Origin of the sequence: Streptomyces ficellus (genome assembly GCF_030406405.1) — a bacterium.
GTDB lineage: Bacteria > Actinomycetota > Actinomycetes > Streptomycetales > Streptomycetaceae > Streptomyces > Streptomyces ficellus_B.
The window spans coordinates 1-10,429 of sequence record NZ_JAUEPL010000069.1 but is presented as its reverse complement, the minus strand read 5'-3'; the positions used below and the strand labels follow the sequence as shown (position 1 = coordinate 10,429).

General features: G+C 70.5%; 8 protein-coding genes and 2 tRNA genes. 4 read left to right on the top strand and 6 right to left on the bottom strand.

The window, feature by feature from the left end; all coding sequences use genetic code 11:
• A partial coding sequence (locus QWM81_RS28780) for a TetR/AcrR family transcriptional regulator (protein WP_290115422.1) occupies window positions 1-379 on the bottom strand: 379 nt, incomplete at its 3' end.
• Window positions 380-575: 196 nt separating this feature from the next.
• On the opposite strand from QWM81_RS28780, the gene hisN reads away from it, so the two are divergent.
• Both hisN and QWM81_RS28770 read left to right on the top strand, forming a co-directional pair.
• Window positions 576-1,376 (top strand): histidinol-phosphatase, encoded by an 801-nt coding sequence (gene hisN, locus QWM81_RS28775; RefSeq protein ID WP_290115421.1) that lies wholly within the window; start codon window positions 576-578, stop codon window positions 1,374-1,376.
• Window positions 1,377-1,548: 172 nt separating this feature from the next.
• Window positions 1,549-1,956, top strand: a complete 408-nt coding sequence (locus tag QWM81_RS28770; RefSeq protein ID WP_290115420.1) for a CBS domain-containing protein — start codon at window positions 1,549-1,551, stop codon at window positions 1,954-1,956.
• Between the two features lie 73 nt (window positions 1,957-2,029).
• Here QWM81_RS28770 and QWM81_RS28765 read toward each other — a convergent pair whose 3' ends face one another.
• The gene (locus QWM81_RS28765) at window positions 2,030-3,481 is read right to left on the bottom strand and encodes a catalase (RefSeq protein WP_290115419.1); all 1,452 of its coding nucleotides are present in this window, start codon (window positions 3,479-3,481) and stop codon (window positions 2,030-2,032) included.
• A gap of 153 nt (window positions 3,482-3,634) precedes the next feature.
• Here QWM81_RS28765 and QWM81_RS28760 point away from each other — a divergent pair, with 153 nt between their 5' ends.
• Complete coding sequence (locus QWM81_RS28760; protein WP_290115418.1) at window positions 3,635-4,051, top strand: Fur family transcriptional regulator; 417 nt, start codon at window positions 3,635-3,637, stop codon at window positions 4,049-4,051.
• Window positions 4,052-4,194: 143 nt separating this feature from the next.
• Here the strand turns inward: QWM81_RS28760 and QWM81_RS28755 are convergent.
• From QWM81_RS28755 to QWM81_RS28740, 4 genes are all read right to left on the bottom strand, one after another.
• A tRNA-Met gene (locus QWM81_RS28755) sits at window positions 4,195-4,268 on the bottom strand.
• 74 nt (window positions 4,269-4,342) lie between these two features.
• Window positions 4,343-6,193, bottom strand: coding sequence for a tetratricopeptide repeat protein (locus QWM81_RS28750; RefSeq protein ID WP_290115417.1), 1,851 nt, complete (start codon window positions 6,191-6,193; stop codon window positions 4,343-4,345).
• 207 nt (window positions 6,194-6,400) lie between these two features.
• Window positions 6,401-6,474 (bottom strand) — tRNA-Met (locus tag QWM81_RS28745).
• 76 nt (window positions 6,475-6,550) lie between these two features.
• A complete protein-coding gene (locus tag QWM81_RS28740; RefSeq protein WP_290115423.1) occupies window positions 6,551-9,571 on the bottom strand; it encodes a UPF0182 family membrane protein in 3,021 nt (1,006 codons plus the stop codon).
• Between the two features lie 167 nt (window positions 9,572-9,738).
• Here QWM81_RS28740 and QWM81_RS28735 point away from each other — a divergent pair, with 167 nt between their 5' ends.
• Window positions 9,739-10,296, top strand: coding sequence for a PPA1309 family protein (locus tag QWM81_RS28735; protein ID WP_290115416.1), 558 nt, complete (start codon window positions 9,739-9,741; stop codon window positions 10,294-10,296).
• Window positions 10,297-10,429: the final 133 nt, after the last annotated feature.

Genomic DNA, 10,429 nt, shown 5'->3' with positions numbered 1-10,429 from the left:
CCGGCGCACGCGACCCGGCGCCGGCCCGGGTGCGGGCGGGGCGCGGCGGGGGCAGCCATTCGCCCCAGCAGCCGGTGAGCAGGGCGCGCAGGAGCGGCCTCGCGGCCGCCTCCCCGGCGAGCCACTCGGCGACCGAGACGAGCCGGTCGACGGCGTCCGGCCGGGCCGCGAGGACGCGCTCGACCCCGTACAGACAGGCGTCCGTCTCGCGCCGCACGAGGGCCCTGGCCAGGCCCTCCTTGCTGCCGAACTCGTTGTAGAGCGTCTGCCGGGAGACCCCCGCCGCGGCGGCCACCTCGACCATCCGCACGGCGGACCAGGGCCGTGTGCCGAGCGCCGCGAGGGCGGCGTCGAGCAGTGCTTCACGCGCGGTGGGCATCGTCGCCTCCCAGGCCAAAGCTGCGGTGCGCTCAGAGTTGACGCGGCGCGACGCACTGTCAAGAGCCCTGTCACCGGCCCTGTCACCAGCTCTGTCACCGGCCACGAGCCGGCCGCGTCAACGGCCCGCGCGCAACGGGTCGCTCCGCCGCCGGTCGACCGGGAGGGACCGTAAGGGAGCGGGATAGAGTCGCCCCATGGCCGATTACCACGATGATCTGCGTCTCGCCCATGTCCTCGCGGATGCCGCCGACGCCGCCACCATGGACCGGTTCCGGGCTCTGGACCTCAAGGTCGAGACCAAGCCGGACATGACCCCCGTGAGCGAGGCGGACAAGGCGGCGGAGGAACTGATCCGCGGCCAGCTCCAGCGGGCGCGGCCGCGCGACGCGATCCTCGGCGAGGAGTACGGCGTGGAGGGCACCGGCCCGCGCCGCTGGGTGATCGACCCGATCGACGGCACCAAGAACTACGTCCGGGGCGTACCGGTGTGGGCCACGCTGATCTCGCTGATGGAGGCGGCGCCCGGCGGGTTCCAGCCGGTCGTGGGTGTGGTGTCGGCGCCGGCGCTGGGGCGCCGCTGGTGGGCGGCGAAGGGCCTGGGCGCGTACACCGGGCGCAGCCTGTCGTCGGCGACGCGCCTGCACGTCTCGAAGGTCGCGGAGCTGTCGGACGCGTCGTTCGCGTACTCCTCGCTCACCGGCTGGGAGGAGCAGGGGCGTTTGGAGGGCTTCTTGGACCTCACGCGCGCGTGCTGGCGGACGCGCGGCTACGGCGACTTCTGGCCGTACATGATGGTCGCCGAGGGCTCGGTGGACATCTGCGCGGAGCCGGAGCTGTCGCTCTGGGACATGGCGGCGCCCGCGATCGTGGTGCAGGAGGCGGGCGGCACGTTCACCGGCCTCGACGGGCGGCACGGCCCCCACAGCGGCAACGCTGCGGCGTCGAACGGCCTGCTGCACGAGGAACTGCTGGGGTACCTGAACGAGCGTTCCTAGGTCATCTCGGCGGGTTTGCCGCCGGACCGGTCACCCCTTGTGGCGGATGTTCGCCAGAGCGTGCACGCCCCCTTGTTGAGGCCGTGGATGGCTGTCACTCTGACACTCCCCCCACTTGTGCACTTGTGAACGACTTCTCGTTGAAGCCTTCACGAAGGAGGTGGCTCCTCTCATGCTCGTCCGTGACGCCATGAGCACGGTGGTCCTCACCATCGGCCCCGCACACACCCTCCGCCAGGCGGCCGGTCTGATGGCGGCGCGCGGCGTCGGCGCGGCAGTCGTCCTCGACCACGATACCTGCGGCCTCGGCATCCTCACCGAGCGCGACATCCTCGTGTCCATCGGCTCCGGCCAGGACCCCGACCTGGAGACGGCCGGTGCGCACACCACCACCGACGTCGTCTTCGCCGCACCGGAATGGACCCTGGAGGAAGCCGCGGGGGCCATGGCTCACGGCGGTTTCCGGCACCTGATCGTGCTGGACGGCGACGGGCCGGTCGGCGTCGTCTCCGTACGCGACATCATCGGCTGCTGGGTACCGGCACGGCAGGCGAGGGCGGAGGCCGCCCTGGCCGGCTGACGACGTGCGAGAGGGCCGGTTCCCGCGTACGGGAAGCCGGCCCTGTCGCTTACGACAAGCGATCCAGTGCTGTTCAGCCGCGCAGGGCCTGGACCGCGGCCTCCAGCCGCTTGCCGTAGTCCTCGTCCGCCTGGCGGAAGTTGCTGATCGCCCGCTCGGCGATGTCGTCGCGCGAGACCTTGGCGATGAAGCCGGCCAGGTTCGCGATCAGGCGCTCCTTCTCCTCCTCCGACATCAGCCGGTAGAGGTTGCCGGCCTGGACGAAGTCGTTGTCCTCGGCGTGGACGGGCGCCTCGTGGTCACCGGTCACACCGGTCACCGGAACCGGCTGCCACAGCGGGCGGCCGGTCTGGTTGGGGCCGCCGAAGCTGTTCGGCTCGTAGTTCTTCGCGCCGGCGTGGCGGCCGTCGTACAGGAAGCCGTCACGGCTGTTCGTCCGCGCCTCGGTGGCGTGCGGGCGGTTCACCGGCAGGTGGTCGGCGTTGATGCCGACGCGGTAGCGGTGGGCGTCGCCGTAGGCGAAGAGCCGGCCCTGGAGCATCTTGTCGGGCGAGGGGCCGATGCCGGGCACGAAGTGCGCCGGGGAGAAGATCGACTGCTCGACCTCGGCGAAGATGTTCTGCGGGTTGCGGTTGAGCTCCAGCTTGCCGATCTCGATGACCGGGTAGTCCGCGTGCGGCCACACCTTGGTGAGGTCGAACGGGTTGAAGCGGTACGTCGCGGCCTCGGCGGCGGGCATGATCTGCACGCCGACGGTCCAGGACGGGTAGTCACCGCGCTCGATGGCCTCGCGCAGGTCGCGCTGGTGGGAGTCCGGGTCCTCGCCCGCGAGCTTGTTGGCCTCTTCCTGCGTGAGGCACTTGATGCCCTGGTCGGTCTTGAAGTGGTACTTGACCCAGAAGACCTCGCCGGCCTCGTTGTTCCACTGGAAGGTGTGGGAACCGAAGCCGTCCATGTGGCGGTAGCTCGCCGGGATGCCACGGTCACCGAACAGCCAGGTCACCTGGTGCGTCGACTCGGGCGACAGCCCCCAGAAGTCCCATACGTTGTCCGCCTCCTGGGAGCCGGTGTACGGGTCGCGCTTCTGGGTGTGGATGAAGTCGGGGAACTTGATGGCGTCCTTGATGAAGAACACCGGGGTGTTGTTGCCGACGAGGTCGTAGTTGCCCTCTTCGGTGTAGAACTTCAGCGCGAAGCCGCGAGGGTCACGCACGGCGTCGGCCGCACCGAGGTTGCCGGCGACGGTCGAGAAGCGCAGGAACGTCTCCGTCTGCTTGCCGACCTCGGAGAGGAACTTCGCCCGGGTGTGCTGGGTGACGTCCGCCGTCACCGTGAAGGTGCCGTAGGCGCCGGCGCCGCGCGCGTGGACCACGCGCTCCGGAATGCGCTCGCGGTTGAAGTGCGCGAGCTTCTCCAGCAGCAGCTGGTCCTGGACCAGAACCGGACCGCCGACGCCCGCGGTCTCGCTGTTCTGGTTGTCGGCGACCGGCGCGCCGGCCTCCGTGGTGAGCGGTCCCTGCGTCACGTGCGCCTCCTGCGTGTGTCCTGCCATGTCCTGCACGTCCTGTCCCTTGGCTAATGCCGAGCCCGATCCTACAATGGACTTTGTCTAAGTCAAGCCCTCATCCAAAGCCACACCCGTTCGGGACTGAGTCCCCTCCCTGTTAGGCTGGTCTTCATGAGTGACCTGTTGGAACGACTGCGCGGGCGTGGCTGGCGGATGACCGCGCAGCGGCGCGTCGTGGCCGAAGTCCTCGACGGGGACCACGTACACCTGACCGCCGACGAGGTGCACGCCCGCGCGGTGGAGCGGCTCCCGGAGATCTCCCGCGCGACGGTGTACAACACACTGGGCGAGCTGGTGACGCTGGGTGAGGTCCTGGAGGTCTCCACGGACCGCCGCGCCAAGCGGTACGACCCGAACGCCCACCGCCCGCACCACCATCTGGTGTGCGCCCAGTGCGGCGCGATCCGCGATGTGCACCCGACGGGCAACCCGCTGGCGGACCTGCCGGCCACCGAGCGCTTCGGCTTCACGATCTCGGACGTGGAGGTCACGTACCGCGGGGTCTGCCCGAACTGCGCGGCTGCCTAGAGACGCGCTGCGGCGGTGGCGGTCGGCCCCGCCGCGCAGCCGCTGACTGAACAAGCACCGCTCACCGCGAGCAAGCAGCCGCTCATCGAGCCATGCAACACCGAAGGCCCCGGATCCTGAGGATCCGGGGCCTTCGGTTTCAGTAGCGGGGACAGGATTTGAACCTGCGACCTCTGGGTTATGAGCCCAGCGAGCTACCGAGCTGCTCCACCCCGCGCCGTTGAACACAACCTTACGGGACCCTCTGGACCAGTGCAAATCGATAAGGCTGCCTTGGGGTGGACCCCGGCCCTACGCGGTGAGTTCCTGGTGCAGCGCCTCGCTGAGCCGTGCCGCGCGTTCGGCGACCTCCGCCGGGCCCAGCTCGACGGCGCGCGCGCACCAGCGGCGGCCCTCGGTCAGCTCACCCCGGCGGGCGGCGAGCAGCGCCAGGCGCAGCGCGGCCCGGCCGTGTCCGGCGCGGGCGGCGCGGGTCCACCACAGCGACGCCTCGCGCTCGTTCCCGTCGCGGGCGAGGAGCAGGCCGAGGTTGAAGGCGCCGTTGCGGCTGCCGGCCTCGGCTGCCTCGCGGTACCAGCGTGCCGCCTCGGCGGTGTCCCCCCGCGCGGCGGCCAGCATGCCGACCCGTACCTGGGCGCGGCGGTGCCCCTGCTCCGCCGCCCGCTCGTACCACTCCTCGCACTCGCTCTTCGGCGCCTGGGGCTCACCGAGCGCGGGCGGCCCGGACGGGGCCTGGCGGGCGTCGAGGACCGTGGCCAGGCGGAACGCGGCCTCCGCGCTGCCGCCGCCCGCCGCGCACCGCAGATGGCGCTCGGCCTCCTGTTCGTCACCGTCCCGGAGGCGCGCGATGCCGACCTGGAGGGCGGCCTCGGTGTGACCGGCCGCGGCGGCCCGCTCGTACCAGCGCAGCGCCGTGGCGTCGTCGCCGCGACCGGCGTGGAGGATGCCCAGGTTGAACGCGGCGTCCACGCTGCCGGCCTCGGCGGCCTTGGAGAACCACGGCTCGGCGCCGTTCGGGTCGCCGCCCTGCAGGAGCAGGATGGCCAGCGCGTTGGCGGCCTCGCGGTGACCGGCGTAGGCGGCCCGGCGGTACCACTGCTCGGCCTGGGCGACGCGGTTCTGCGCGGCGAACAGCAGCCCGAGGTTGTACGCGCCGTTCACATCGCCCGCGTCGGTGGCCGCGCGGTACCAGCGCTCGGCCGTCTGGTGCTCGCCACGGGCCGCGTGCAGGGCGCCCAGCGCGTTGGCGGCGTTGCCGTCGCCGTCCTGGGCGGCGCGCAGCCACCACACGGCGGCGCTCTCCTCGTCACCGGCGTCACGGAGCAGGAACCCGAGCGCGCAGGCGGCACGGGACTCGCCGTCCTTGGCCGAGGTCAGGTACCAGCGGCCGGCCTCCTTGAGCTCGCCGCGCCGTTCGAGGATGGCCCCGAGGTGCAGCGCGGCGCGCCGGTGACCGCGGGCGGCGGCCTGCCGGTACCACTGCTCGGCGGTCTCGGTGCCCGTACCGGGGTCGCCGTCGCCCTGCTGTTCGGCCGCCTTGCGCTCCAGCGCGCGGGCCAGGCGGTACGCGGCTTCGCGGTGGCCCTGCTCGGCGGCGGCGCGCAGCCAGCGCTCGGCGCCGACGTCGCTGCGGTGCTCCAGCAGGTCGGCGAGGGCGTACGCGCCGAGCGCGTGGCCCTGCTCGGCGGACTGGCGCAGCCAGTACTCGGCCGCGGGCTCGTCGCCGCGCTCGCGGTAGTGGCGGCCCAGGGCGTGCGCGGCGGCGGCGGAACCGGCCACGGCGGCGATGCGCCACCAGCCGGCCGCCTCGTCGGCGTACCCCCGCTGGTGGAGCAGGACGCCCAGGTTGTTGGCGGCGGCCCGGTCCCCCTCGGCGGTGGCGGCGCGCAGGTAGGGCTCGGCTCCGTCGAGGTCGCCGCGGCGCAGCAGCAGCGCCCCCAGGACGCTCATGGACGCGGTGTCCCCCTTCTCGGCGGCGCGGCGGTGACGCGCCTCGGCCTCAACGGTGTCGCCGGCCTCCGCGCTGTCCATGGCGGTGGTGTCCATGACAGCGTCACCCATTACCTCTGCGGCATCCTCGGCATACCGCTGCACAAACCGCCCTGTCTCCAACAGAGTTGCCCTGTCCCCCATAATTCCCATCGTCGCACCACCTGCTACCCCGCGTACACCTGGTATACCGCAGCCAGTGAGGTCACTTCAGCGTTTTGTCGACATGCCCACAGGGAGACAAGTCAAACACGTTTCACCTCAACTGCCCCCACCAGGGCGGTTATTCACATGAGTCCCGCTGTCCACGAACACAGCAAGGGCCCGGATCCTGGAAGGATCCGGGCCCTTGCTTTTCAGTAGCGGGGACAGGATTTGAACCTGCGACCTCTGGGTTATGAGCCCAGCGAGCTACCGAGCTGCTCCACCCCGCGCCGTTGTGTTCACACCGTATCACGATGTGGGGAAGCCCCCCGCCCGCGGTGGGACAGGGGGCTCCCGCACACAGGCTCAGCCGCCTGACGCGGGCTTCTCCTCGCCGCCCGTACCGGCAGCGGCCTGGGGAGCTCCCGCCTTCGGAGCGCCGGCCTGCGGAGTGCCCGGCTTCGGAGTGCCGGCCTGCGGAGTGCCCGGCTTCGGCTCGGCGTTCTTGCCGGCCTCGGCATCGCGCTGGGCGTCCGCCTCGGCGGCCCGTCGCAGCGCGTCCGCCAGGGCCTCCTGCGCCTTGCCGTACGCCGTCCAGTCGCCGGCCTTCAGCGCCGCCTCACCGTCCGAGAACGCCTTCTGCGCGTCCGCGATGGCCTGCTGCAGCGCCGCCTCGCCGGTGGCCGGCGGCCTGGTGGTGTCACCCGGCGGCGGCGTGGTGGGCCTCTCGCCGTCCACGCCGAACACCGCGTTCAGCGCCTTGGCGAGGTTGTCCTCGAACACCGTGGTGTCCTTGGTCGTGTCACCTTCCGGCTGGTCCGCGTCGACGTACGACACCGCCACCTTCCGCAGCAGCGGATAGAGCGCGTTACGGCCCTGGGCGTAGATCGGCTCCACGTACAGGAAGCCGCCATCGAGAGGAACCGTCAGCAGGTTGCCGTACTGGATGTCGGAGTCGGCACCCTTCAGGTCCCGGACGAACTGGGCCACGGAGGGAAGGCTGTTGAGCTTGTTCTGCACCTGCGCCGGGCCCGGCACGTCCTGCGTCACCCTCAACAGCCTGATACGGCCGTAGTCCTTGCTGTTCGCATCGGCGTCGACCGCCATGAAGCCGCCCAGGTTGGGCCGGCCGTTCGGCGTGAACGTCGTCGTCAGCGAGAACTGCTGCTTCTCGTCACCCGGCATCTTCATGCTCAGGTAGTACGGAGGAACCGCGTTGCCGTCCTTGTTGGTCGGGTCGTCCGGCACCTGCCAGGCGTCACTGCCGCTGTAGAACTGAGCGGGGTCCAGGACGTGGTAGCGGGTCAGCAGCTCGCGCTGAACCTTGAACATGTCCTGGGGATACCGCAGATGCGCCCTGAGATCCTCGTTGATGGCGTTCTTCGGCTCCACCGTGCCGGGGAATGCCTTCATCCAGGTCTTCAGGACCGGGTCCTCGGTGTCCCACTGGTACAGCTTCACCGTGCCGTCGTACGCGTCGACGGTGGCCTTCACCGAGTTGCGGATGTAGTTGACCTGGTTCTGCTGGGCGACGACCGCACGCGTCTGGTTACCCGCGGTGAGGGAGTCCGTGGTGGTGTCCCCCAGCGTCGTACGCGACGCGTACGGGTAGCCGTTCGTCGTCGTGTAGGCGTCGACGATCCACTGGATGCGGCCGTTGATGACCGCCGGATACGCGTCGCCGTCGATGGTCAGCCAGGGGGCGACCGCCTCCACACGCTGCTTGGGCGTGCGGTTGTAGAGGATCCGCGAGCCCTCGCCGATGGCTCCCGAGTACAGGATCTGCGGCTCGCTCAAGGCCACGGCGTAGGCGGCCCGATTGAAGGCGTTGGAGAGGTTGACCCCGCTCTTGCCCTTGTAGCTGGTGGTCTTCTCGCCGTTCTCCTCGTAGTCGAGCTCCTTCTGCGGGCCGCCGACGATCGAGTACTGCTCGGTCTTCTCGCCGTAGTAGATCCGCTGCTCGTACTTCGGGATCTGGCCGGTGGTCGGCAGACCGGACTCGGTGAAGATCGGCGATCCGTTGGCGTCCGTCGCCGTGCCCGTGGCCATGATCGCGCCATAGCCGTGGGTGTAGGTGAAGTGGTCGTTGATCCAGTTCCGCTTCGGGATGCCCCTGATGTTGAGCTCACGCAGACCGATGACCGTGTCCTTGCCCTGGTAACGGTCGACGTCGAGCGTGGTCGGGAACTGGTAGTACTTCCGGCGCTGCTCGAGCTGCTGGAAGGTCGGCGAGACGATGCTCGGGTCGACCAGCCGGTAGCTGGCGGCGGAGTCGGCGTCCGCCCGCAGCTTGTCCTTGGCCTTGACCGTGGACTTGCCCGAGTAGTTCTCCGGCTTCGTCTGGTCGATGTCGTACGCCTTGCGCGTCGCGTCGATGTTCTTCTCGATGTACGGCGCTTCCTTGGCCTGCTCGTTCGGCTGGACCTGGAACTTCTGCACGATCGCCGGGTAGAGCCCGCCGATCAGGATCGCCGACAGCACCATCAGGCCGAAGCCGATCACCGGGAGCTGCCAGGTGCGGCGCCAGAGCGTGGCGAAGAACAGCACGGCGCAGATGACGGCGATGCAGAAGAGGATGGTCTTCGCCGGGAGGTAGGCGTTGGCGTCGACGTACCTGAGGCCCGTCCAGTTGCCGGTCGCCTTGAAGTCGCTGGACTTCACCGCCAGGCCGTACCGGTCGAGCCAGTACGCCACCGCCTTCAGCGAGACGAAGACACCCAGCAGCACCGACAGGTGACCGGTCGCGGCGGCGGTCGCCCGGGCGCCGGGGCTGGTGATGCGCAGCCCGCCGTACAGGTAGTGCGTCAGGGCGGCGGCGATCAGGGACAGGATGGTGGCCGCGAAACCGAAGCCGAGCAGGAACCGGTACCAGGGCAGGTCGAAGGCGTAGAACGCCACGTCCATCCGGAACTGCGGGTCCTTCTGGCCGAAGGGCACGCCGTTCACCCACATCAGCCACGTACGCCACTGGCCGGAGGCGGAGGCGCCGGCGATCAGACCGACCAGGGCCGTGATCGCCAGGAGCACCCACTTCTTGTACGGGGCCAGTCCCATCCGGTAGCGGTCCAGGCTCTGCTGCTCCAGCGACATGGCGCTCAGGGGCGGGCGCAGCCGGTGCGCGAGCCAGATGTTCACCCCGACCGCCAGGGCCATCAGCAGCCCGAAGACGGCGAAGAGCCCGATCTTGGTCCACAGGGTGGTGGTGAAGACGGATGAGTAATTGACGGACCTGTACCACAGCCAGTCCGTCCAGAACCCGGCGAACATGACGAAGAGCATGGCCAGCACGGCCAGTACCCCCAGTGTCATGAGCAGGGTACGGGCCCGCCGGGACGGCCGGCCGACTCTGATCCGTGGCCCGGTCGGGCCTCCGCCGCGGTCCGGCATCTGGAAAGCCAACGTGCGCCCCTCGAGTTCGCGGTCGTGTTGAAGCATGTGCCGCCGCCTGTGGCGGCGTCTGAAGCAGGCCCAGCGATGGTAGAGCCCACTGATGCAACTTACTGAGGCTTTACCTAGTTCCCGTCTCCGGGTCGAAAGGAGGCAGGATGTTGAGCATGTCCAACGTTTCTTCCTCAGGTCCCCCGATGGCCGCGAGCCCGCTGACCCGCGCGGTGCTCGAAATCGACGAGTACGCCTCCGGTCTCGGCTGGGACCAGCCGGCCCGGCTGTTCGCCCTCGTCGACACGGCGCAGCTGCGCTCCCAGGAGCCGGGCCTGGCCGCCCAGCTCGGTCTCGACGGCGACGAGGCCGCGGCCCCGCTCACGCCGATCGAGCAGGACGAGATCCCCGCCGACCGGCCGCTGGACGAGTTCCTCGCCACCATCGCCTGGCCGGACGCGGTGGCCGGCTGCGCCATGACGGTGGAGCGGCTGATGCTCCCGCCGTCCGCCGAGGCGTCGGTCCCGGACGGCCTGGACGAGGCGGGCCTTGCCACGTGGGTCGCCGCGCACCCGGACCGCCAGGAGGTGCGCATGACGGTGGCGGTCCTGCGGGACGGCGCCCGTGAGTCGGCGCTGCGGCTGCGCGAGAAGGACTCCCCGACCGAGGTCCTCACGGGTGCCGACCTGGTGCCCGGCCTGGCGGACGCCCTCAAGGCCACGTTCGAAGCCTGATACCGCGCGCGGGCCGGCCCCGGGTGCCCGTCGCGGAGCGCCCGGGGACGAGCCGGCCGCCGCCGGGGGCCCTGGGCCCCGTCGCGCTCGCATCGCGACCGGCATTCCGGCCGCCACGCGCTCGGACCGCGAC